Genomic DNA, 20635 nt, shown 5'->3' with positions numbered 1-20635 from the left:
GCAGCCTGAGGCGTCAGCGTGTGGTCAGGGTGCCGTTCTCGACGGCGGTGACGCGGGTGCAGGTGGCGTCGAGGAGCGGACGGTCGTGGCTGATCAGGAGCACGCCGAGGGTGTCGGCGGCTTTCGTCATGATCAGCCGGATGATCGTGGCGGTGGTGGCGGCGTCGAGCATGGCGGTGGCCTCGTCGAGGACGAGATAGCGGGGGCGCTGGGTGAGCGCCCTGGCGACGCAGGCGCGTTGGAGCTGACCGTCGCTGAGGGCGTGCGGGCGGCGGCCGAGCAGGTCCGGAGTCAGGCCGACCGCGGCGGCGACCGCGGTGAGATCGGGCGCGGGGAGGCGGCGGATCGTGGCCGGTTCGGCGATGATCCGGGCCAGGGTGAAGTGGGGATTGGTGGCGGCGCGCGGTGATTGGAAGACCATCGCGATCGCCCCGCGCCGCGCGTGTGGCGGCTCGCCGTCGACGGTGACCGTGCCCGCGCGCGGCGGGAGCAGTCCGGCCAGGGTCTTGGCCAGGGTGGTCTTGCCCGAGCCCGAATCGCCGGTGATCCCGACGATCTCGCCCGGCGCGACCCGTAGGTCGACCCCGCGGACCACGGGCTCCTCGGCTCGGTAGCCCACGGTGAGGGCGTCGGCGATCAGCATCGGGACCTCGGTCGGCGGATCATGCGCTCGCCCTCGCGAACCAGCGCGGTGGGCCCGCCCGCGTAGGGGCAGGTCTCGGACAGGTTGGTCAGCGCGAGCGGCGGATGCGGCAGGGGGCGCAACCCGCGTTCGGGCAGGGCCGCGAGCAGATCGCCGGTGTAGTCGTGCCACGGATCGTCGAGAACCTCCCGCCCGGGGCCGACCTCCATCAGGCGCGAGGCGTACATGATCGCGACGGTGTCGGCGATGCCCGCGCGCAGCAGATGCCCCAGATCGTGGGTGATGAGCAGGACCGCGGCGCCCTGATCAGCGCACTCGCGCAGCAACTGGCCGATCTGGTCGGTGCGCGCCCGGTCCAGTCCGGCGGTCGGTTCGTCGGCCACGATGACCTCCGGATCGCCGGCCAGAGCCGCCGCCACCGCCGCCCGCTGGGCCATCCCGCCCGAGAGTTCGTGCGGGTACAGCGACAGCGCCGAGGACTCGAGCCCGGCGCGCTCGACCAAGGCGGCGGGGGTGTGGTCGGTGCCCAGCGCGGCGATCGCCTCGGCGAGCTGGGAACCGATCGTGCGCACCGGCGTGAAGTGCGTCCCCGGCGACTGCGGGATCAGGGCGATGTGGCGTCCACGGTAGGAGTGCTCGCGGCGGCGAGGGCGTCGCAAGGCCCGGTGGGCCGGGGTCGCGGCGCCGAGTCCGGCGCGTGGCGGGCGGGCTCCGGTTCGCGGGTTCTCCTCGTCGAGCAGGTCGACGGTCCGGTCACCCAGATCCAGGCGTACTGCCCCGTCCGTGCGCGCCGTCGGCGGCAGCACGCCGACCACAGCGGCGGCGACGATCGACTTACCGCAGCCGGACTCGCCTGCCAGCGCGGTCACCGTTCCCGACGCCACCTCCAGCGACACCTCGGTGGCCGCGTGCACGACATCCTTGCCGCGCAGGGGAATCCGCACGGTGAGCGCGTCGATCGACAGTCCGGTCACCGGGGCATCCTCGCGGGTTTCGGCGGGAGCAGTACCCCGCGCAGTGCCGAGCCCGCGATGGCGACGGCGACCGTGGTCAGCACCAGGAAGCCGGCGGGGAAGACCAGCGTCCACCACCCGCCGAGCAGCAGGGAGGCGCGCGCTTCCTCGAGCAAGGTGCCGAGGCTCGGTTCGTGCGGCGGCAGTCCGAAACCGAGGAACGACAGCGTCGACTCGTGCCAGATCGCGTGCGGCAGCAGCAGGACCACCGCGATCAGTGCCTGCGGGGCGACCGCGGGCAGCAGATGCCGGGTGAGCAGATGGGTCCGTCCGGCTCCGGCGAGCACCGCCGCCGCCACGTACTCGCGTTCGCGCAGACTCAGGCTCTCCGCGCGCACGATCCGCGCGACCTGCACCCAGTGCGTGAGTCCGATCGACAGCACCACCGCCGCCGCGTTCCCGCGGAACAGCGCCACGATGACGATCCCCAGCAGCAGGTGCGGCAGCGCGTTCGCGGTGTCGGCCAGCCGCATCACCGCCCGATCGATCCGCCCGCCCGCCAGCGCCGAGACCGCGCCGACGCCGACCCCGATCACCGTCGACACCGCCGCCGCGCACGCCGCGACCACCAGCGAGGTGCGCAATGCCGCCGCGATCCGGACGAACAGCGGCCTGCCCGCCGCGTCGGTGCCGAACCACGCCCGCGCCGACGGCGCCTGGCGGGCGGCGGCGAAATCGGTGAGCCGGTCGTCGACACCGGCCACCCACGGCACCAGCACCGCGTACAGCACCACGGCGGCCAGCACGGCCAGCGCGAGGAACAGTCGCCGCCGCTCAGCCATCGGCCCGCACCCGCGGATCGAGCACGACCACGGCGATGTCGGCCAGCAGCGAACCGAGCATGACCGCGCAGGTGGTGCCGACGGTGAGGATCGCCAGCAGGGCCATGTCCAGGTCCTTCGCCGACTGCACGAACGCCCCGGCGACGCCGGGCCAGGAGAAGATCTCCTCGACCAGCACCGCGCCGACCACGACCTCCGGCAGCCGCACACCCAGGATGGTCACGAACGGGGCCAGCGAGGTCGGCAGGATATGCCTGCGGGTGATCGTCGTGGCGTCGATGCCGCGCGTGGCCGCGCCGACCACGAAATCCTCACTCCGGTTGCCCGACACCGACTCCCGCACGGCCAGCAACAGCCAGGGCACCTGCGACAGCGCCAGCGCGGACGCGGGCAGCACGAGATGCCGTGCCACCTGGGCGAATCCGGGGTCGGCGCCCGCGTCGGTCAGCCCGGCCGGTGGCAGCCAGCCGAGGCCGACCGCGAACACCGCGATCGCCGCCAGCGACACCACGAACGGTGGCAGCCCCTGCAGGACCACACACGCGGCGGCGACCCCGCGGTCGACGAGCCCGCCGCGACGCATGCCCGCCCATACCCCCGCACCGAGCGCGACCACCACGGCCGCGGTCATCGCCACGATCACCAGCAGTACCGTCCACGGAATGCGCTGGGCCAGTAGCTCGCTCACCGGCTGGGCGAAACCGCGCGAGACGCCGAGGTCGCCGCCGAGCAGGTCGGTGACCCATCGCCAGTAGAGCTGATACCAGGGCGCGTCCACGCCGAGCTGGTCCGCGAGCAGGGTCTTGTCGGCGGCGCTGGTCGATTCGTAGCGCGCGCCGAGATAGCCGACCAGCGGATCGAACGGTGACACCGCCGCGGCCGCGAACAGCCCGGCCGACACCGCGACGAGCACCGGAATCAGCGCCACCAACCGCCGGCCCGCCATCGCGCCGATGCCGCGACCGCGCAACCGGCCGCGGGTCACGAGCGGGTCCAGGTCTGCAGCGACCACCACGGCCCCCAGGTGACGCCGTGGGTGTGCGGCTCGAGGATCGGGCCGGAGGTGGTCCAGGCCGAGTCCTTCACCACGTAGGTGTGATCCAGGTGCACCAGGAACACGTGACTCGGGTCCTGGCCGTAGCGGCTCTGCACATCCCGGTAGGCGGCCGCCCTGATCGCGGGATCGGTACTGCGCCTCGCCTGTTCGAGGAGCGCGTCGATCGCGGGGTCGCGGTGCCTGCTCGCGTTGTCGTACGGGCTGCTCGCGCCGGGGTCGGCCGCGGGCGAGTGCAGGGTGGCGTAGGCCTGGGTATCGGGGTCGTACGGTTCGCTGCCGCCGCCGAGCAGAATGCCCGCCGTGTCGATGCGCGGCTCGATGCGGTCCCAGGACAGCGCCTCCGGATCGACCTCGACGCCGACGCGCCTGGCGTCGGAGACGAAGGCCAGGGCCAGATCGCGGCGCAGGGTGTCGGTGGAGTTGTACATCACCGTGAACTTCGCGCGCACACCGTCTTTGGCGCGGATGCCGTCGGGGCCGACACGCCAGCCCGCCTCGTCCAGGATGCGCTCGGCGCGGGCCCGGTCGAACGCGAAGGTCACCGCGGGGTTGTGGGCATCGCCATAGACCTCGGGCAGCGGGGTGTACGCGGGACGGCCGTGGCCGCCGAGGATGTTGTCGATCATGGCCTGGCGGTCCACCGCGTAGTTGAGGGCCAGGCGCACGGCGGGGTGGCCCGCGACCGGGTCGCCGGCGGGCATCGAGATGCCGCGCCAATCCGCGGACGTGTTGGCCCGCACCGACATCGACGTCCGGGCGCCGAACGTCTCGGCCAGCAGCGGCGGCAGCGTGGTGCCGTCGAGTTCGCCCGCGGCCATCCGCTGCGCGCGGGTGTTGTCGTCGGGGACGTAGAGCAGCGTCAGCCGTTTCACCGCGGGCGCGCCGCCCCAGTAGTCCTCGTTCGCCTCGAAGGCCGCGCGGGTCGGTTCGAGGCCGACGAGCCGGTACGGGCCGGTGCCGATCGGCGCGGTGTTGAGCGTGGACGCGGTCGCGGGGCCGGGAGTGGCGACGGATTCGGCCGGGACGATGCCGATGAGCAGCTTGGTGGGGAACGCGGCGTAGGGGTGGCGCAGGGTGAACCGGACCGAGGCCGGATCGACGGCCTCCACCCGCTCGATCATCGAGAACGACGAGCGGGCCTCCGAGGCCGAGGCCGGGTCCAGGATCGCCCGATAGGTGGCGACCACGTCGGCGGCGTCGAAGGCGGAGCCGTCGCTGAAGCGCACGCCGGTGCGCAGGGGCGCGGTCCATACCGTGGCATCGGCGTTCGGGGTGGGCAGCGCGGTGGCCAGGGCCGGGGCGAATCCGGACAGCCCGGGACCGCCGGTCAGGCGCAGCAGGCCGTCGTACATCTTGGCCTCACCGGCCGCGCCGTATCCGGCCACCGGGTTGTATCCGCCCAGCTCATAGGCGTCGGCGAGGGCGAGTGAGTCGGTCGACCCGCTCGTCGGCGCGCCACACGAGGACAGCGCCACGGCCAGCGCGCACGCGGCCCCCACAGCGAACAGCGACCGAGCGCGCAGCCTCATCCTCGTCCCAACTCATGTTTATCTGAACAGATGGACAGATAATAGCCGCGCTGTCCAGTCGAGGACTAAGCTGAGCGTCGCCATGGGAGAGCCACGCACACTGGAGGGATCGCCGGTCGAACTCGGTCGGCGCGCGATCGGTGACGTCGAGATCGCCGCCTGGGCCCAGCGATTCGACCTGCTCTCCGACCCGAACCGCCTGGAGATCCTGCTGTGCCTGCACCGCACTCCCGGCATCAGCGTGGGCGAACTGGCCGCTGCCATCGGCCGCACCGAGAACGCGATCTCCCAGGCCCTGCGCGTCCTGCGCCACGAAGGTTGCGTCACCTCCAGTCGCGAAGGCCGCACGGTCACCAACCGCTTGACCGACCCGATCATCCACGAGATCCTGCACACCATCGGCGCCAAACACGCCTGATGGCGGCCGCTTTCAGGTCGCGGAGCCGGGGCGGACGATCATGAGGACGACCACGGCGGTCCAGAGCAGGTTGTAGATGCCGGCGAGCATGGACAGGGTGCGCAGCCGTTTGCCGTCGTCGGGGGTGTCGAGGGCCTGGCGCTGCAGTGGGTGGATCTGGACGGCGAGCAGGCCGCCGGCGATGGCGGTGGTGATCATCGCGATGGTGATCCAGATTTCGTTCATCCGGCCCTGGATCGTGGCCAGGACGATGCCGATCACGGGGACGATGATCGCGAGTTTGGCGTAGTTGCCGGTGATCCGGTGCAGGGCGACCGCGACCGACCGGCTGCGCACCGCCTCGGGATCGGGTCCGCCCGCCGTGACCGGGGCGTAGCGGGGGAACAGGCTGGTGGCGACCGCCGAGCCCCCGACGAAGACGATGCCCGCGACCACGTGCACGGACAGCAAGAGATGTTCCACCTGTCGACTCCCTCCGACCTTCAATATGGCTGAAGCTTAGCTCGAGTTTCAACAACATTGAAGGTTGGTGGGGTCACGTCACGCGGGCAGACGGTTCAGGCTGTCGACGCGCCGGTGAACGCGGCGACGACGGCCGCGCCGACCCGCCGCTGGATCGGGTCGGCGTCGGGTCCGAACAGCTCGGTGTCGACCCGTGTCACCACCTTTCGCGCCTCACCGAGCAGGCGCGTGCCCGCCTCGGTGAGCTCGATCGCCGACGCCGAGCCGGCGCGCGCGGTGCGGTCCTGCACCAGTCCGGCCGCGACCAGCGACTTCACCGCGGTGTGCACGCTCTGCACGCTCGTCCCCGACATCCGCGCCAGCTCGCTGAACGACGCGCCCGGCAACCCGTTGATGTGCCCGAGCAGCCCGAGCCTGGCCACCGTGAGATCCAGCGGCGCCAACCCGGCGCTCAGTGCGGCCTCGACCCGGCGCGACAGCGTGATCACCAGGATGGTCGGGCTCATCGCCGGTGGTCGGGGGCGCGGGTTCTCGGTGGTCACCCGGCCATTTTCTCGCATGCGCCCACGCCCGGCGGGGACAGGCCGGGCGCGGGCGCGCCGGATCAGATGCCGGAGCGGATCATGCCCTTGCAGCGCATGAGGAATTCGGCCAGGTAGCCGTCGTGCGGGACACCGGGCCGCAGCCAGGTGGTCGGATGGTCGCCGAGGTAGAGATTGGTGATGGTCGGTTCGTGCAGCAGCGCCTCGACCAGTTCGGGGCGCGTGGTCATCGCCGTCAGAACCAGCGTATCGCGCAGGGGCGCAATGCCGTCCGTGGGCAGCCACGGCCCGACCCAGACGCAGGGGAAGGCCAGTTCGACCCCGAGTTGCGGCGCGGTCGCGGAGTCGACCAGGTGCACGGCCGGGCGCAGGACCGCACCGCCGGAGGGAAGTTCGTCGACGATGGTGTCGCCGCCGAGCAGCGGCGTCGCCGTGCCCGCGACCTCGTGCAGGTACGCGTCGATCGCCGTCACCGTCGGCACCGGCTGCACGGTGAGCAGGGCGTCGGGATGATCGGCGGGCAGGCTCGGGATGCGGGCCAGGCGCTCGGCCAGCGCCCGGGCCACCGGTTCCGGATCGCCCTCGACCAGCACCGCGGTGGTGCAGGTGCAGGCGGTACCACCCAGGTGACTCACCGAATCGGCGATCACGTCGATGTGCTCGCGCCAGTCGACGTCGGCGGTGATCAGGATCTTCGACCGGCCGGGGCCCTGGGTGAGCACCCGCGAGCTCGCGCCGTACTTGTCGACGACATCCTGACCGCCGTAGACGATCGCGTAGTCGGCCTCGGCGATGATCACGTCGGCGGCGGCGTAGTCGGTGGGCAGCAGGGTGATCGTCGCGGGCGGGAATCCCGCCATCCGCAGGGCGCTCACCAGTCGGAACGCGGTGAACGGCTCGCGCGCCGACGGCCGGACGACGACCTTGTAGCCCAGCGCGAGCGCCTCCGGCCAGAGCCCGTGCACCGCGGGCGTATTGCCCGCCGCGTGCACCGCGAAGATGTCGCCCTTGCGGACCCACACGCCCGCGCCCTCGCGCGTGCGATCGTCGGACCATTCCGCGACCGCGCCCCGCGGCATGGCGAATGTCATTGTGTCGCTGGATGATCGCAGCACCTCGGCGACCCACTCGACCGATCGGCGCACCACCTGCTGGGGCACGCCGGACACGGTCGAGACGATCCGGACGTACTCCTCGGGATCGAGGCCGCCGATGGTGGCGGTGGTGAACAGCTCGGCGGCCTTGGCCATGAGCGCGAAGCGTTCGGCGGCCGGGACGGTGGGCGCGGCCCGCATCGCCGCCAGCGCGCGGCGCACGAACAGGGCCGGAACCTGGCCCAGCGTGCCGACTTCGGTGCCGTCGAGCGCGGTGATCGGCAGGCGCTGCCGGGCGTGGTAGGAGCCGGCGGGACCGAGGGCGTCGATCTCGATCATCAGTAGACCCCCTCGATGACGGACTTGTCGGCGAAGGTCCGCACCGGCCGCACATCGGCGACGGCGCAGCCGAGCGCGCCCGGCGCGGGCGCGGCCCGCAGCGCGGTGTCGCGTTCCAGATTGTTCGGCAGCAGAGCGTATTTGGTGAGGTGGTTCATCACCACCTGACCGCGCTCACCCTCGGCGACATCGTCGCCGGTGGCCGGATCGACCACCCGGAACGCGATGTAGGGGCTCGGCGTATCGAACACGGCCAGCCCGTCCGCGCGCTCGATATCGCGCTCGCGCGACATGCCGAGAATGGTGGTGCTGCCGTAGAGGCCCTTGAGCGGGATGCCGGGAAAGACCTCCTGCCGCAGGATCTCCCGGGTGTCGGCATCCATGTGCGCGCCGCTCCAGCACAGGAACTTCACCTGCGCGCGCACCGCGTCGACCAGCTCCGGGCGCCGGGCCAGCCGCTCGAGCAGCGGCGGGGTCGCGATGAGGATGCCGACCGACTGGGTCGTGAGGATGGCGGCGGCCTGGTCGATCAGGTGCTCGGCGTAGCGGTCGGCGCCCTCGGTGTCCCCGGAGCCGATGAGCTGCTTGATCCAGCGCGGGTCCAGATCGACGGTGAACTTCACGCCGTGGTGTCTGCGGGCGCGCCGGGCGGCGAACTCCCCGAACATGTGTGGGCCGCTGGGGGCGATGGCCAGGGTGTTCGTCGTTCCCAGGTCGGCGTAGTGGTGCTCGTCCCAGGACAGCGCGAACTCCATCCAGCGCTCGAACATCACGAACCGCTTGGGCGCCCCTGTCGTCCCGCCGCTCTCGTAGACCCCCGCGATCTCCCGGTCCGCGCCGCGCAACCCGCGCGGGATCAGCTCCTCCACCGCGACGTCGCGGAACTCGTCGATCACGTTGGGGAACAAGCGCAGATCGTCGAAGCCGCGCACGTCGGTCCGCGGATCGAAGTCGAGCTCCGCGGCCCGCCGTAACCAGTACGGACTCCCCGTGTCGGCACCGAAATGCCAGCTCATCAAGGCCCGGACGTAGTCGTCGGGATCGACGTCGACAGCGTCCAGATCGAGTATGTCGGAACACATGGCACGGCCTCCGAGGCTCGCAAAAATTGGGCGTTTTGCGAGGTTCATCGTTCCGCGCCGGAGGCCGCGCGAGCTCACAGCCGCGCCCACGTCGATCAGACGATAGGAACGTCCATGGTCCGCCGGTGGCTAGGCCGGTAAGGCGGGGATGGTGCGGGCGTGGGTGACCTCGGGGGTGACGGTGATGATGTCGCACGCGGCGAGCAGCCGGTGGGGCAGGTCGGAGCCCAGGTGGGTGAGGTCGGGGGTGACCACGGCGGCGGCCTCGGTGGTGGTCACCACGTCGAGCAGGCGACCGAGGGGATTGGTCGTGCGATTGCTGAACACGACGGTCTTGGTGAAGCGGTAGCCGAGTCGCTCGGCTAGGGAACGGATCTGCGTTTCGTCCCAGGACTGGGCGACACCCGAGATGTCGCGGCGCAGATAACCGATCGCCGGTGGCTTCATGGGGGAGACGCTACCGGCGTCGGGGCCCGGTTGCCGGGAACGCGAACCAACGTGAGTCGAATTCGCAATCTGAATGAGACTCATTTCGGAATTCGATCCGCGTGGGTGTCACTGCGTGATCTACTGCTCGCCAGCTCGGGCGATTCGTCGCCTCGACGACGACGTCGAGGGCGCCCGGTGTACGTGGGAGACAACGATGGTGGACAGAAGAGTGCAGCGGGTGGCCGGTTCGATGGCCGCGTTCGCGGTGGCGGCCGGTTTCGCGGTGGCGGCGATGCCCGCGACGGCATCGGCGGCGCCGGGAACGATCACCTGGAACGACGGGAACAGCAAGTTCACCCGGACGGTGTCCAACACCAACCCGGTCGTCGGCGACACCGTGACCGTGACGACGAAGTTCGAGCGCACCGGCATCCCGGTGGAATACATCTACAACATCAAGGACCTGCACCCGGCCTGCCTGACCCCGGTCCCGGGTTCGGCCAAGATGGGCGGTGACCAGGTCCAGCTCGACACCTCGTCCTCGGACTGGGTGCGCGCCGAATTCGGTATCACCAAGTACCCGGTGTACCCGAACATCGAACCGAAGTCGCAGACCTTCGAGGTGCAGTACAAGGTGGGCGTCAACTGCGCCCGTGACACCCCGCTGCCGACCTCCATGCACTACGGCGGCTCGCTCGGCGACGGCACCTACCAGGGCAAGGGCCCGAACATCACGGTCTCCAGCGACGCCGTGTCGAGCACCGTGCTCACCGAGGTGACCGGCGCGCAGGTCGGCAAGGCCGTCACCCTGGAGGCCACCGTGTCACCGGCGGCGGCCGGCGGCACCGTCCAGTTCAAGGCGGGCGACAACGTCCTGGGTGACATCCCGGTCGCCGCCAACGGCAAGGCCACGATCGTGTGGACGCCGGGTGCCGCGGGTGCCTACACCATCGGCGCGACGTTCTCCGGCCGCAGCGGCGTGGCCAGCTCGTCGACCACCAAGGTGGTCACCGTGGCCGACGTACCGACCGATCCCGGCCCGGGTGACGGCGGCGGCACCGGCACCGGATCCTTCGGGTTCTGACGCGCCGGCCCCGGCACGGAATCGGTTGCTACCAGGTCTCGTTCGAGATCAGCGCGGTCAGCAGCTGACGAATCGCGGCGACCCGCCGTTCCGTGCCGGGGAGCTGGTCCAGCGCGCACTCCGGGTCCGCGGGCGGACCCAGGTGGGTGCAGCCGCGCGGGCAGTCCTCGATGGCGTCGGCGAGGTCGGTGAACGAGGCGATCACGTCGTCGGGCGTGATGTGGGCCAGACCGAACGACCGCACGCCGGGGGTGTCGATCACCCAGCCGCCCTCGGGCAGCGGCAGCGCCACCGACTGGGTGGAGGTGTGCTTGCCCTTGCCCACCCCGGACACCTCGCCCACGGCCCGATAGGCATCGGGCACAAGGCGATTCACCATCGTCGACTTACCGACCCCGGAGTGCCCGATCAGCGCGGTGAGCCGGTCGTCGAGCAGCTCGAGCACCGGCTCCATCGGATCGTCGATCCCGGCGTAGAGGATCTTCAGGTCCAAACCCTCGAACGCGGCGGCGAATTCGGACTCCGCCACCAGATCGCGCTTGGTGAGCACCAGGATCGGTTCCAGCCCACCGGCGTAGGCGGCCACCATGGCCCGCTCGACGAAACCGGTGCGCGGCGGCGGATCGGCCAGCGCGACCACGATGAACAACTGCTCGGCATTGGCCACGACGATCCGCTCGAACGGATCGGTGTCGTCGGCGGTGCGCCGCAGCACCGTGCTGCGTTCGGCGACCCGCACGATGCGGGCGAGGGTGTCCGGCTTGCCGGTGAGATCGCCGACGACGTCGACCTGGTCGCCGACCACGATCGGCGTGCGGCCCAGTTCCCTGGCCCGCATGGCGACGATGCGCCGGTCGGCATCACCGTCGAGCACACATCCCCAGCGGCCGCGGTCCACCGCGACCACCATGGCGGCCTCGGCGTCGTTGTGCCGCGGGCGCGTCTTGGTGCGCGGACGCGAGGCCTTGCCCGGGCGGACCCGGACATCGGATTCGTCGTAGCTGGCTGCGGAGCGGCCTTGGCGGCTCAGCGCGCCGCTCCCTCACCCGATAGCGCGGGGTCGAGCATCTGCTCCCACAGGGTGACGAAGGTCGGCAGCGTCTTGGCCGTGGTGCCGATGTCCTCGATCTCCACGCCGGGCACCCGCAGACCGAGAATCGCGCCCGCGGTGGCCATCCGGTGATCGGCGTAGGAGTGCCACTGCCCGCCGTGCAGCGGGGCGGGCACGATCTCGAGGCCGTCCTCGGTCTCGGTGACATTGCCGCCGAGCCGGTTGATCTCGGTCGACAGGGCCGCGAGCCGGTCGGTCTCGTGGCCGCGCAGGTGCGCGATGCCGCGCAGGTACGAGGGCGAGTCGGCCAGGGCGGCCAGCGCCGCGACGGTGGGGGTGAGTTCGCCGACGTCGTGCAGGTCGATATCGATGCCGGCCAGGCGACCGGGGCCGCGCACGGTGAGCACGCCGTCGAAGATGCGCGCCTCGGCGCCCATCCGGACCAGGATCTCGCGGATCACGTCACCGGGCTGGGTGGTGCCGCGCGGCCACATCGGGACGCTCACCTCGCCGCCGGTGACCGCGGCCGCGGCCAGGAACGGGGTGGCGTTGGACAGATCGGGCTCGATCTCCCAGTCCACCGCGCGGATCGGGCCCGGCTCCACGGTCCAGGTCTGCGCGCTGCGCGAATCGGTCGGGGTGTGCACGGTCACGTCGGCGCGGCGCAGCATCTCCACCGTCATCTCGATGTGCGGCATGGACGGCAGCTGCTTGCCGTCGTGGTGGACGGTGATGCCCTCGTCGAACCGGGCCGCCGAGAGCAGCAGGCCGGAGACGAACTGCGAGGAACCCGACGCGTCGATGGTGACCGCGCCGCCGCGCAGGCTGCCGGTGCCGTGGACGACGAACGGCAGCGCGTCGCCGTCGACATCGAGGCCGAGCTTGCGCAGCGCGTCGAGGATGGTGGTCAGCGGGCGGGACTTGGCCTGCTCGTCGCCGAAGAAGGCCACGTCGCCGGTCGCCAGCGCGGCGGCGGGCGGCAGGAAGCGCATGATGGTGCCGGCCAGGCCGCAGTCGACGGCGGCGCTGCGCAGCGGCGCCGGGGTGACCTCAAGCGTCTCGGCGTCACCGAGGATCTCGGTGCCCAGGCTCTGCAGTGCCTTGATCATCAGGTCGGTGTCGCGGCTGCGCAGCGCACCCGTGAGGGTGGACGGCCCATCGGCCAGTGCGGCCAGGATGAGCGCGCGATTGGTGATGGATTTCGAACCGGGCAGGGTCACGGTCGCGTGGACGGGGACCTCGATATGGGGCGCTGGCCAGAAACTCACCCGCCCATCTTCGCGCATGTGCGGTCCGGACACACGGGTGGTGTGGAATTCGGTGTGGTCGCGTCGCCGTCGCGTGTCGGACTCCGGTGAGACGATGGCCGTATGTGCGGACGATATGCGACGACCACGAATCCGGGTCGGCTGGCGGCCGAACTCGACGCGATCGACGAGACCGACCTCGACGCGGACCAGCAGGAATCGACGGTCAGCTACAACGTGGCCCCGACCAGCCAGGTGCTCACCGTGGTCGAACGCCACGAGCACGACGCCCCCGAGGACGACCCGAAGCTGCGGGTGCGGCGCATGCGCTGGGGCCTGATCCCGTCCTGGACCAAGGCGGGCGAGCCCGGCAAGCCGGCCAAGGGCAAGCCGCTGTTCAACGCCCGCGCCGACAAGGCGGTCACCGCGCCGTCGTTCCGCGAGGCCGCCAAGCACAAGCGCTGCCTGGTGCCGATGGACGGCTGGTACGAGTGGCTGGTCGAATCGGACCCGGCCGCGCAGGGCAAGGCCGTCAAGCGGCCGTATTACATGGCGCACGCGGACGGGTCACGGCTGTATATGGCCGGCCTGTGGTCGGTGTGGCGTGATCGGGAGGTGCCCGACGCCGCTCCGCTGCTGTCGTGCACGATCCTGACCACCGACGCGATCGGCGACCTGGCGAAGATTCATGACCGGATGCCGCTGCCGATGCCGCGCGAGCACTGGGACGCCTGGCTCGACCCCGACCATCCCGCGCCCGCCGAGCTGCTCGCCGGCGCTTCGCCCGCCGAGGTGTCGGCGATCGTGGCGCGGCCGGTGTCGACCCTGGTCAACAGCGTGCGCAACAACGGACCGGAGTTGCTCGCCCCCGCCGACCCGGTCGTCGGCGAAGCCGGACTGTTCTAGCCGGTCACCCGAAACGAACGGGCCGGATCAGCGCGCTGATCCGGCCCGTCCAGGGACTACTCAGAGCTTGCACGGCACCGCGTCGGTGGCGATGTTCAAGCCACACTTCAGGATTCCGGTGGCCAGATCGATCAGCTCGCTGGCGACCCCGCCGCCGAGTTTCTCCGCCTTCTCGGCCTTTTCGTCCTTCTCGGGCGCGGCTTGTGGCGAGTTCTTGGAGGTGCCGGGACCGTTGAGCGGGTAGTCGCTCGGATCGGTCGGCGCGGTCGGGGCGACCGGCGGGATCGCGGTGACGGGCGGGGCGAAGGCGACAGCGCCGAAGGTCAGGACAAGAGCACCGGACAGGGTGGCGATCGTCGAACGAGCGGACATTTCTCGCATCACATCCTCGGGTCGAATCGGTCGTACCGGGCGCGGACTGCGTCGCAGTGAATTCGGAACCAGACCCCGATCGGATGGCTGTGCGCTGCTCAGGCCGTGATCGGGGCCGTGACGGCCGCCGCCGCGCGGACCAGATCGGCCGGTGCCAGCTCGATCTCCAGGCCCCGTTTGCCCGCGCTGCACAGCACCCGGTCCCAGTCCAGGGCCGAGGCGTCGACGACGGTCGGCAGCTTCTTGCGCTGGCCCAGCGGGGAGACGCCGCCCAGGACGTAGCCGGTGGTGCGCTCGGCCTTGGTCTTGTCGGCCATGCTCGCCTTCGGCGCGCCCAGCGCCGCGGCGGCCGCCTTCAGCGACAGCTTGGCGGGCACCGGCAGCACCGCGACGGCCAGCGCCCCGGTGGACAGCTCGATCACCAGCGTCTTGAAGATCTGCGCGGCCTCGACACCCAGTTCCGCGCCGAGCGCGTCGACCGCCTCGTCACCGAAGGACTCCGCCCGCGGATCGTGCGCGTAGGCGTGCACCCGGTGGGCGATGCCCGCACCGGTGAGAATCTTGATCGCGGGAGTCGACGCGGCTGCCATGAGCGTCACCCTAATCACGCGGGGGCCCCGCTCGGCAACCACATTTCCGTCCGTCCGGGAACACCGATGCGGGGGTGCATGTTGCACCCAAGTGACAAGCCCACCCGCCGCCGAACTCGCGAAGGAGAGATAGTGACACTGCTGCTCGAGGAGCGTCCCGTCTCGCCGCAGGGTGCGCGATTGCCCTTCGATTCCGTGGTGCCGGTAGATTCGGCTACTACGGCGATCGAAGGGATTGGTGTGACGAGCGACGACGACGTGGTGCCTGCGGAGGCGTCCGGCTCAGAAGTCGACGAAGCCGAGCTGGCTGCGCGGTTCGAGCGCGATGCGCTCCCGATGCTGGACCAGCTCTACGGCGCCGCCCTGCGCATGACCAGGAACCCGGCCGACGCCGAGGATCTGGTGCAGGAGACGTATGTGAAGGCGTTCCAGGGGTTCAAGTCCTTCAAGGAGGGCACGAATCTGCGGGCCTGGCTGTACCGCATCCTGACCAACACCTACATCAACTCCTATCGCAAGAAGCAGCGCCAGCCCGCGCAGTACCCGACCGACGAGATCACCGACTGGCAGCTCGCGGCTACCGCCGAGCACTCCTCGACGGGCCTGCGCTCGGCCGAGGTGGAGGCGCTCGACGCGCTGCCCGACGACGAGATCAAGGCCGCGCTGCAGCAGCTGCCGGAGGAGTTCCGGATGGCGGTGTATTACGCCGACGTCGAGGGCTTCCCGTATAAGGAAATCGCCGACATCATGGGTACCCCGATCGGTACCGTGATGTCCCGGCTGCACCGCGGCCGCAAGCAACTCAAGGGTTTGCTCGCCGATGTGGCGCGCGAACGTGGATTCGACCGTGGGGAACGCCAGGAGGTAACGAAGTGAGCGACCCCGACATGGAGATGGACTGCACTGCCGTACTCGCGGACGTGTGGCTCATGCTCGACGGCGAATGCGATCAGGCCACCCGGGACCGGCTCCAGGAGCACATGGACCATTGCAGTCCGTGCATCGAGGCCTACGGCATCGAGGAGAAGATCAAGGGCCTGCTCAGCCGCAAGTGCGGGGGTGAGCACGCGCCGGAGGGCCTGCGCGACCGGCTGAAGCTGGAGATCCACCGGTCGATCACGGTCACCAGGATCGAGACCACCGAGGGCTGAGCGCCCTGGTCAGGACACAGAAAAGGGGCACCCGACGGGTGCCCCTTTTCCGTACTCCGAGCGCAGCTCAGGAGTTGGGCCGCTTGCCGTGGTTGGCTGCGTTGCCCTTGCGGCTGCGCTTCTTACGTCCACGCTTACCCATAGGTTGCTCCCTTCTCTGGGTCCTCCCCGCCGGAGCGCGGAGCACGATCTGATCGAGAGCCATTGTTTCATGTGTGATTGGCTGTAGCTTCGGCGGATACGGCCATCGCGCATCGCGGTGGCCGAACGACTAGTGAACGGGGTGCCATGCCTGAAGAAGTGCGCGCGGAGATGGTCTCGACCGTGCTCGCTGTCGAGGTCGCGGTGGGCGAGCACGTGCGGGTCGACCAGACCCTGGTGCTGCTCGAATCCATGAAGATGGAGATCCCGGTGCTCACCGAGGTCGAGGGTGACGTCACCTCGATCGATGTGGCGCCCGGACAGGTCCTCCAGGCGGGCGACCTGATCGCCACCATCGCCTGACCCGCACCAGGAAGCGAAGCGTAGATCCACCGTGGCAACTCTGAGCGAGCTCCTGGCCGAGCACACCGACCTCCCCGGCACCGCCGTGGACCATCTGCAGCGGGTGGTGGGTGACTGGCAGTTGCTCGCCGACCTCTCGTTCTCGGATCTGCTGCTGTGGGTCGGCGCCGGGCCCGTCGCCGAGGGTGCCGACGTCGTGTGCGTCGCCCAGATCCGCCCGACGACCGCGCCGACGGTCCACCTGGACGACAAGGTGAGCACCACGGCCTCGCGCACCGACTTCCCGCAGGTCTTCGACGCCCTGCTGACCGGGGAGACGGCGCGGACCGACACCGAGGTCGAGGTCAGTGAGGTCTATCACCCGAGCCCGGTGCACGCGGTCCGTGAGGCCATCCCGGTGCGCTGCGGTGACGATGTGATCGCGGTGCTCAGTCGCGACTCCGACCTGGCGCGTTCCCGGGTGCGCAGCACCCTCGAGACGGCCTATGTCTCCTGTGCCGACGACCTGTGCCAGATGATCGCCGACGGCAGCTTCCCGACGCCGGAGGATCGCGCGGCGACCCACTCGAGCCCGCGGGCCGGCGACGGTTTCATCCGGCTCGACACCGAGGGCATCGTCGTCTACGCCAGCCCGAACGCGCTCTCGGCCTACCACCGGATGGGCATGCAGGCCGATCTGGTCGGCCAGGATCTCGCGGTGACCACCCGCTCGCTGATCACCGACCCGTTCGACGCGCAGGAAGTGGTGGCCGACATCCAGGCCGCGCTGGCCGGGCGCACCGGCCGCCGGATGGAGGTCGAGGCGCGTGGGGCGACGGTGTTGCTGCGCACGCTGGTGCTGCGGCCGGGCGGCGAACTGGCCGGGCCCGCAGTGCTCGTGCGCGACGTCACCGAGGTGAAGCGGCGTGACCGCGCGCTGCTCAGCAAGGACGCGACCATCCGCGAGATCCACCACCGGGTGAAGAACAATCTGCAGACCGTGGCCGCGCTGCTGCGGCTACAGGCGCGCCGCACCGAGAATCCGGAAGCCCAAGTGGCGCTGACGGAGTCGGTGCGCCGGGTGACCAGCATCGCCTCGGTGCACGAGATGCTGTCGATGTCGGTGGACGAAGAGGTCGACCTCGACGAGGTCGTCGACCGGCTGCTGCCGATCATGGCGGACGTGGCCACGGTGCACACCGCGCGGATCAAGGTCCGCCGGGCGGGCTCGCTCGGGGTGTTCTCTGCCGAGCGCGCGACCCCGCTGGTCATGGTGCTGACCGAACTGGTGCAGAACGCGATCGAGCACGCCTTCGACGCGGGGCAGAACGGTACCGTGACGATTCGGTCGGAACGGTCGGCCCGCTGGCTCGATGTGATCATCAGCGACGACGGCCGTGGGCTGCCCGCGGGGTTCAGTCTGGAGGGGTCCGACCGCCTCGGCCTGCAGATCGTGCGGACCCTGGTGACCTCCGAACTCGGCGGTTCGATCGGTCTGCATCCCGGTGCCGATGTGGGCACCGATGCGGTGTTGCGGGTCCCGCTGGGCCGCCGCTCCGGACGCTGAGAAATCCGAAAACCGCTGGAGGGCAACAATAAACCCGGCACCGCGAGGTGCCGGGTTCTCAACATGCGTTACCGGGCCGGGCTGAATGGCCCGGCAACGCCTCCTTCGTCGACTAGACGGAGGTACGCGTACGGGTGCGCGCGTTGCGCCGCTTGAGCGCGCGACGCTCGTCTTCGCTCATTCCACCCCACACGCCGGCATCCTGTCCGGACTTCAGGGCCCACGACAGGCAATCGGCAGTGACGGGGCAGCGGGCGCAGACCAGCTTGGCATCGGCAATCTGCGCGAGCGCAGGACCACTGTTACCCACCGGGAAGAACAGCTCGGGGTCCTCGTCGCGACAGATGGCCTTGTGGCGCCAGTCCATTCCTCTGCTCCTTTGCGCGGGCGCCACAAAGGGCACCTCTGGTTAGTGGATCGTTCACTTGTGCGACTCGAATGTTTCCGCACGGTTGCTTGTGAATGCTTTCACGAACACCGTAGATGTCAATAGGTGTCCGGCGCACCGTGGGGGAGATCACGCTCTCAGGGCCCCGCAGGGGGAACCCGCCCGGTCCTTTGTACTCGCGTCTCCTGGTTTTCGCAGCGCAACCGGGAGATTTTTCCGCGTGTCCGGAGTTCAGGACGGCTTGGGGGCCACCACATCGAGGATGCCGGGCACCGATGTGAAATGCACCATCTTGCGTTTTCCGATGAAGTCGCCATCGATTTGCAGGCCGATCTCGTCGGGCGTCTCGATGTGCACCGACGGCACATCGTCCACCCGGAAAAGGCTGTCCGACTTGGGGTTTCCATTCTCGGCCAGCAACTGCCTGGCAAGCAGCAGGGTGCGGGTCACGCTCATCGAACGAACCGCGAACACGCCCAGTCCGGATTCGAAGGTCGTCCCCGGATTCGTGCGAATCGGACGGTCCTCGAGATAGGTCCACGGACTCGAATTCGTGACGAAGGCGTAATACACCTCATCGATCGGATCGTGTCCCGGGACCTCGACGGTGACGCGCGGATCCTCGCGCCGAGCGCGGAAGAACTGGCGCACGGTGGTCCGCAGATAGCGCGCGGGCGTGGCCTTGCGGCCCTTCGCCCTGGCGACGTCGATCGCCTCGCACACATCGGCGTCCAGACCTACGCCGGCGCTGAACGTGAACCACCGATCGTCGGCCAGCCCGAGCCCGATCCGGCGGTCGGCGTCGCGGGCGAGCAGATCGATGAGCTGGTTGGTTGCTGTGACCGGATCGGGGGAGATGCCGAGGGCGCGGGCGAAGACGTTGGCCGAGCCGCCGGGGATGATGCCGAGCCGCGGTCGCCAGACCTGATCGTCGCCCACCTGGGGCACCGGCAGGAAGCCGTTGATGGTCTCGTTGACCGTCCCATCGCCACCGTGGACGACGATCAGGTCCATCTCCTGCGTGGATGCCCACTGGGCGAGTTCGGCCGCGTGGCCGCGATGCTGGGTGTGCGCAACGGTCAGCTGCGTCCGGCTCTCCAGGGCATGGGCGAGCAGATCCCGGGTCGCCGGGGTGGTCGAGGTGGCATTCGGGTTGACGATGAGCAGCGTCCGCACGATGTCGAGCGTAATGGGAGACCGTGAACACCCGGCGCGCGCCGGGCTGCCACGACAGCTCGTCGTAGGCTGGGGCACGTGGCGGAGCACGACGTGACAGACGGTGGCGAACAGCGCGACGACGAACCGGTGCCGACCGGCATCCCGACCTCGATCCGGGTCGCGGGCGCGCTGGTGACGCTGGAAGGCCTGGCCGGTGTCGGGACCGCGGTCGTGCTGGTGGTGCGCGCGCTGACCGGCCACGACCAGTCGGTGGCCAGCGGCATCGGCACCGCGATGTGGTTCGGAGTGCTCTTCGGCGGCGTGCTCGCCGCCGGCATCGCCCTGCTGCGCGGCAAGCGCTGGGGCCGCGCGATCGCGGTCATCGCCCAGGTGCTGTTGCTGCCGGTGGCGTGGTCGCTGTTGACCGACTCGCACCAGCCGCTGTGGGGCAGCCTGCTGGCGATCATCGCGCTCGGCGGGCTGGCGGCGCTGTTCGCGCCGGCGTCGAGCCGGTTCATGGCCCAGGACTACGGCGAACTGCCCGATACCGAGCACAAGGGCGCGTAGTCAGGCCGTCGCCGCGCGCAGCGCCGCCCGGCACAGGTGGTCGGCGCGGCGGGTGGTCTCGGGTTGCCGGAAGCCCCGGGTGAGGGCGAGCACCTGCGCGCAGGCGGTGTCGAGGTCGATGAGGTGGCCGACCGAGACGAACAGCGGCTTCACCTCGTCGCGGGTGCGCAGCGCGCGCCCCACCACCTCGCCGTCGATGGTGACGTCGGTGGCGTCGCCGCGGCGCGGACCGGGCTCGGCGTAATCGCCCCAGACCGATTTGGCGACACCGATGGTCGGAATTCCGGCCAGCAACCCGACGTGGCAGGCCAGTCCGAAGCGGCGCGGATGCGCGCGGCCCTGGGCATCGCAGACGAGCAGATCCGGTGTGCCGGTGAGCTTTTCCAACGCCGCGACGGTGGCCGGGAGTTCGCGGAAAGCGAGCAGTCCCGGCACATAGGGAAAGGTCGAAATTCCGTGTGCCACTGCCGATTCCACCGGCTCCAGGGTGGCGATATCGAGAATTACCGCCGCCGTCGCGACGGTGCCGTCCGCGGCGTAGGCCGAATCAATTCCCGCCGCCGTCGAGAATTGCGGCGGCGCCGGATTCTCCGCGCGCACGAGCGGGCGCAGTTCGTCCTGGAGCGCGATCGCCTCGGCGGGCGTGCGCGGCCACTCGCGCGGCGCGTCGATCCGCACGGA

Annotated in this window: 26 protein-coding genes; 8 read left to right on the top strand and 18 right to left on the bottom strand. The window is 70.2% G+C overall.

Features of this window, described 5'->3' with window-relative positions; genetic code table 11:
- Positions 1–13: 13 nt before the first annotated feature.
- Genes Q7X29_RS28190 through Q7X29_RS28170 form a run of 5 tightly spaced genes read right to left on the bottom strand, consistent with a single transcriptional unit; the run spans position 14 to position 5024 of the window.
- Positions 14–643, bottom strand: coding sequence for an ABC transporter ATP-binding protein (locus Q7X29_RS28190; RefSeq protein WP_316575881.1), 630 nt, complete (start codon positions 641–643; stop codon positions 14–16).
- Positions 637–1617, bottom strand: a complete 981-nt coding sequence (locus tag Q7X29_RS28185; RefSeq protein WP_218718660.1) for an ATP-binding cassette domain-containing protein — start codon at positions 1615–1617, stop codon at positions 637–639. Before Q7X29_RS28185 ends, Q7X29_RS28190 begins: the two co-directional genes overlap by 7 nt.
- Entirely contained in the window at positions 1614–2438 is an 825-nt protein-coding gene (locus tag Q7X29_RS28180; RefSeq protein ID WP_316575880.1) for an ABC transporter permease, read from the bottom strand. Before Q7X29_RS28180 ends, Q7X29_RS28185 begins: the two co-directional genes overlap by 4 nt.
- Positions 2431–3462, bottom strand: a complete 1032-nt coding sequence (locus Q7X29_RS28175; RefSeq protein ID WP_394358759.1) for an ABC transporter permease — start codon at positions 3460–3462, stop codon at positions 2431–2433. The genes Q7X29_RS28180 and Q7X29_RS28175 overlap by 8 nt, the downstream gene beginning before the upstream one ends.
- Positions 3420–5024 carry an ABC transporter substrate-binding protein gene (locus tag Q7X29_RS28170; RefSeq protein ID WP_316575879.1) on the bottom strand — a complete coding sequence of 535 codons (1605 nt, stop codon included), beginning with the start codon at positions 5022–5024 and terminating at the stop codon, positions 3420–3422. The genes Q7X29_RS28175 and Q7X29_RS28170 overlap by 43 nt, the downstream gene beginning before the upstream one ends.
- An 82-nt stretch (positions 5025–5106) precedes the next feature.
- Here Q7X29_RS28170 and Q7X29_RS28165 point away from each other — a divergent pair, with 82 nt between their 5' ends.
- The gene (locus Q7X29_RS28165) at positions 5107–5442 is read left to right on the top strand and encodes an ArsR/SmtB family transcription factor (RefSeq protein ID WP_316575878.1); all 336 of its coding nucleotides are present in this window, start codon (positions 5107–5109) and stop codon (positions 5440–5442) included.
- A gap of 12 nt (positions 5443–5454) precedes the next feature.
- Here the strand turns inward: Q7X29_RS28165 and Q7X29_RS28160 are convergent, their stop codons facing one another.
- The 5 genes from Q7X29_RS28160 to Q7X29_RS28140 form a co-directional block, all read right to left on the bottom strand.
- Entirely contained in the window at positions 5455–5904 is a 450-nt protein-coding gene (locus Q7X29_RS28160) for a hypothetical protein (protein WP_316575877.1), read from the bottom strand.
- Positions 5905–5999: 95 nt separating this feature from the next.
- Positions 6000–6446, bottom strand: coding sequence for a MarR family winged helix-turn-helix transcriptional regulator (locus Q7X29_RS28155; protein WP_308248487.1), 447 nt, complete (start codon positions 6444–6446; stop codon positions 6000–6002).
- A 62-nt stretch (positions 6447–6508) separates the two neighbouring features.
- Positions 6509–7879, bottom strand: coding sequence for an aldehyde dehydrogenase family protein (locus tag Q7X29_RS28150; protein WP_316575876.1), 1371 nt, complete (start codon positions 7877–7879; stop codon positions 6509–6511).
- The gene (locus Q7X29_RS28145) at positions 7879–8961 is read right to left on the bottom strand and encodes an AMP-binding protein (protein WP_218718666.1); all 1083 of its coding nucleotides are present in this window, start codon (positions 8959–8961) and stop codon (positions 7879–7881) included. Before Q7X29_RS28145 ends, Q7X29_RS28150 begins: the two co-directional genes overlap by 1 nt.
- Before the next feature lie 129 nt (positions 8962–9090).
- Positions 9091–9408: a hypothetical protein gene (locus Q7X29_RS28140; protein WP_218718667.1), complete on the bottom strand. Its 318-nt coding sequence runs from the start codon at positions 9406–9408 to the stop codon at positions 9091–9093.
- Positions 9409–9604: 196 nt separating this feature from the next.
- Between Q7X29_RS28140 and Q7X29_RS28135 the strand changes: the two genes are divergently transcribed.
- Positions 9605–10474, top strand: coding sequence for an Ig-like domain-containing protein (locus Q7X29_RS28135; RefSeq protein WP_218718668.1), 870 nt, complete (start codon positions 9605–9607; stop codon positions 10472–10474).
- 28 nt (positions 10475–10502) lie between these two features.
- Here Q7X29_RS28135 and rsgA read toward each other — a convergent pair whose 3' ends face one another.
- Both rsgA and aroA read right to left on the bottom strand, forming a co-directional pair.
- Positions 10503–11384, bottom strand: a complete 882-nt coding sequence (gene rsgA / locus Q7X29_RS28130) for a ribosome small subunit-dependent GTPase A (RefSeq protein ID WP_218718669.1) — start codon at positions 11382–11384, stop codon at positions 10503–10505.
- A 116-nt stretch (positions 11385–11500) separates the two neighbouring features.
- A complete protein-coding gene (aroA, locus tag Q7X29_RS28125) occupies positions 11501–12811 on the bottom strand; it encodes a 3-phosphoshikimate 1-carboxyvinyltransferase (RefSeq protein ID WP_218718670.1) in 1311 nt (436 codons plus the stop codon).
- A gap of 84 nt (positions 12812–12895) precedes the next feature.
- Between aroA and Q7X29_RS28120 the strand changes: the two genes are divergently transcribed.
- A complete protein-coding gene (locus Q7X29_RS28120) occupies positions 12896–13678 on the top strand; it encodes an SOS response-associated peptidase (protein WP_218718671.1) in 783 nt (260 codons plus the stop codon).
- Positions 13679–13738: 60 nt separating this feature from the next.
- Here the strand turns inward: Q7X29_RS28120 and Q7X29_RS28115 are convergent, their stop codons facing one another.
- Together Q7X29_RS28115 and ybaK are read right to left on the bottom strand one after the other, a co-directional pair.
- Positions 13739–14050 (bottom strand): hypothetical protein, encoded by a 312-nt coding sequence (locus tag Q7X29_RS28115; RefSeq protein WP_218718672.1) that lies wholly within the window; start codon positions 14048–14050, stop codon positions 13739–13741.
- A gap of 98 nt (positions 14051–14148) precedes the next feature.
- The gene (gene ybaK / locus Q7X29_RS28110) at positions 14149–14640 is read right to left on the bottom strand and encodes a Cys-tRNA(Pro) deacylase (protein ID WP_316575875.1); all 492 of its coding nucleotides are present in this window, start codon (positions 14638–14640) and stop codon (positions 14149–14151) included.
- 78 nt (positions 14641–14718) lie between these two features.
- Between ybaK and Q7X29_RS28105 the strand changes: the two genes are divergently transcribed.
- Positions 14719–15516: a sigma-70 family RNA polymerase sigma factor gene (locus tag Q7X29_RS28105; protein WP_316576358.1), complete on the top strand. Its 798-nt coding sequence runs from the start codon at positions 14719–14721 to the stop codon at positions 15514–15516.
- 11 nt (positions 15517–15527) lie between these two features.
- A complete protein-coding gene (gene rsrA, locus Q7X29_RS28100; RefSeq protein WP_218718691.1) occupies positions 15528–15791 on the top strand; it encodes a mycothiol system anti-sigma-R factor in 264 nt (87 codons plus the stop codon).
- Positions 15792–15858: 67 nt separating this feature from the next.
- On the opposite strand, the gene Q7X29_RS33150 is transcribed toward rsrA, so the two are convergent.
- Entirely contained in the window at positions 15859–15933 is a 75-nt protein-coding gene (locus tag Q7X29_RS33150; RefSeq protein ID WP_110293457.1) for a 50S ribosomal protein bL37, read from the bottom strand.
- Between the two features lie 146 nt (positions 15934–16079).
- Between Q7X29_RS33150 and Q7X29_RS28095 the strand changes: the two genes are divergently transcribed.
- Both Q7X29_RS28095 and Q7X29_RS28090 read left to right on the top strand, forming a co-directional pair.
- Positions 16080–16295: a biotin/lipoyl-binding carrier protein gene (locus tag Q7X29_RS28095; RefSeq protein ID WP_189026708.1), complete on the top strand. Its 216-nt coding sequence runs from the start codon at positions 16080–16082 to the stop codon at positions 16293–16295.
- A gap of 31 nt (positions 16296–16326) precedes the next feature.
- Positions 16327–17841 (top strand): sensor histidine kinase, encoded by a 1515-nt coding sequence (locus tag Q7X29_RS28090; RefSeq protein ID WP_218718674.1) that lies wholly within the window; start codon positions 16327–16329, stop codon positions 17839–17841.
- A 112-nt stretch (positions 17842–17953) separates the two neighbouring features.
- On the opposite strand, the gene Q7X29_RS28085 is transcribed toward Q7X29_RS28090, so the two are convergent.
- Together Q7X29_RS28085 and Q7X29_RS28080 are read right to left on the bottom strand one after the other, a co-directional pair.
- On the bottom strand, positions 17954–18208 hold the full coding sequence (locus Q7X29_RS28085; RefSeq protein ID WP_022567051.1) for a WhiB family transcriptional regulator: 255 nt from the start codon (positions 18206–18208) through the stop codon (positions 17954–17956).
- A 252-nt stretch (positions 18209–18460) separates the two neighbouring features.
- Positions 18461–19405 (bottom strand): diacylglycerol/lipid kinase family protein, encoded by a 945-nt coding sequence (locus Q7X29_RS28080; protein ID WP_218718675.1) that lies wholly within the window; start codon positions 19403–19405, stop codon positions 18461–18463.
- Positions 19406–19546: 141 nt separating this feature from the next.
- On the opposite strand from Q7X29_RS28080, the gene Q7X29_RS28075 reads away from it, so the two are divergent.
- Entirely contained in the window at positions 19547–19954 is a 408-nt protein-coding gene (locus Q7X29_RS28075) for a hypothetical protein (RefSeq protein ID WP_449411958.1), read from the top strand.
- On the opposite strand, the gene Q7X29_RS28070 is transcribed toward Q7X29_RS28075, so the two are convergent.
- On the bottom strand, positions 19955–20632 hold the full coding sequence (locus Q7X29_RS28070; protein ID WP_218718676.1) for an endonuclease V: 678 nt from the start codon (positions 20630–20632) through the stop codon (positions 19955–19957).
- Positions 20633–20635: the final 3 nt, after the last annotated feature.

This window comes from Nocardia canadensis (assembly GCF_032656385.1).
GTDB classification, from domain to species: Bacteria; Actinomycetota; Actinomycetes; order Mycobacteriales; family Mycobacteriaceae; genus Nocardia; species Nocardia canadensis.
Note: the sequence above shows the minus strand (reverse complement) of the source record. Positions and strands in the feature narration are given on the sequence as shown.

Coding starts and splice junctions, on each gene's coding strand:
- Q7X29_RS28190 (WP_316575881.1), bottom strand. CDS start 643: ATGCTGATCGCCGACGCCCTCACCGTGGGCTACCGAGCCGAGGAGCCC.
- Q7X29_RS28180 (WP_316575880.1), bottom strand. CDS start 2,438: ATGGCTGAGCGGCGGCGACTGTTCCTCGCGCTGGCCGTGCTGGCCGCC.
- Q7X29_RS28170 (WP_316575879.1), bottom strand. CDS start 5,024: ATGAGGCTGCGCGCTCGGTCGCTGTTCGCTGTGGGGGCCGCGTGCGCG.
- Q7X29_RS28165 (WP_316575878.1), top strand. CDS start 5,107: ATGGGAGAGCCACGCACACTGGAGGGATCGCCGGTCGAACTCGGTCGG.
- Q7X29_RS28150 (WP_316575876.1), bottom strand. CDS start 7,879: ATGATCGAGATCGACGCCCTCGGTCCCGCCGGCTCCTACCACGCCCGG.
- Q7X29_RS28145 (WP_218718666.1), bottom strand. CDS start 8,961: ATGTGTTCCGACATACTCGATCTGGACGCTGTCGACGTCGATCCCGAC.
- Q7X29_RS28140 (WP_218718667.1), bottom strand. CDS start 9,408: ATGAAGCCACCGGCGATCGGTTATCTGCGCCGCGACATCTCGGGTGTC.
- Q7X29_RS28135 (WP_218718668.1), top strand. CDS start 9,605: ATGGTGGACAGAAGAGTGCAGCGGGTGGCCGGTTCGATGGCCGCGTTC.
- rsgA (WP_218718669.1), bottom strand. CDS start 11,384: ATGGTGGTCGCGGTGGACCGCGGCCGCTGGGGATGTGTGCTCGACGGT.
- aroA (WP_218718670.1), bottom strand. CDS start 12,811: ATGCGCGAAGATGGGCGGGTGAGTTTCTGGCCAGCGCCCCATATCGAG.
- Q7X29_RS28120 (WP_218718671.1), top strand. CDS start 12,896: ATGTGCGGACGATATGCGACGACCACGAATCCGGGTCGGCTGGCGGCC.
- Q7X29_RS28115 (WP_218718672.1), bottom strand. CDS start 14,050: ATGTCCGCTCGTTCGACGATCGCCACCCTGTCCGGTGCTCTTGTCCTG.
- ybaK (WP_316575875.1), bottom strand. CDS start 14,640: ATGGCAGCCGCGTCGACTCCCGCGATCAAGATTCTCACCGGTGCGGGC.
- Q7X29_RS28105 (WP_316576358.1), top strand. CDS start 14,719: ATGTTGCACCCAAGTGACAAGCCCACCCGCCGCCGAACTCGCGAAGGA.
- rsrA (WP_218718691.1), top strand. CDS start 15,528: ATGGAGATGGACTGCACTGCCGTACTCGCGGACGTGTGGCTCATGCTC.
- Q7X29_RS28095 (WP_189026708.1), top strand. CDS start 16,080: ATGCCTGAAGAAGTGCGCGCGGAGATGGTCTCGACCGTGCTCGCTGTC.
- Q7X29_RS28085 (WP_022567051.1), bottom strand. CDS start 18,208: ATGGACTGGCGCCACAAGGCCATCTGTCGCGACGAGGACCCCGAGCTG.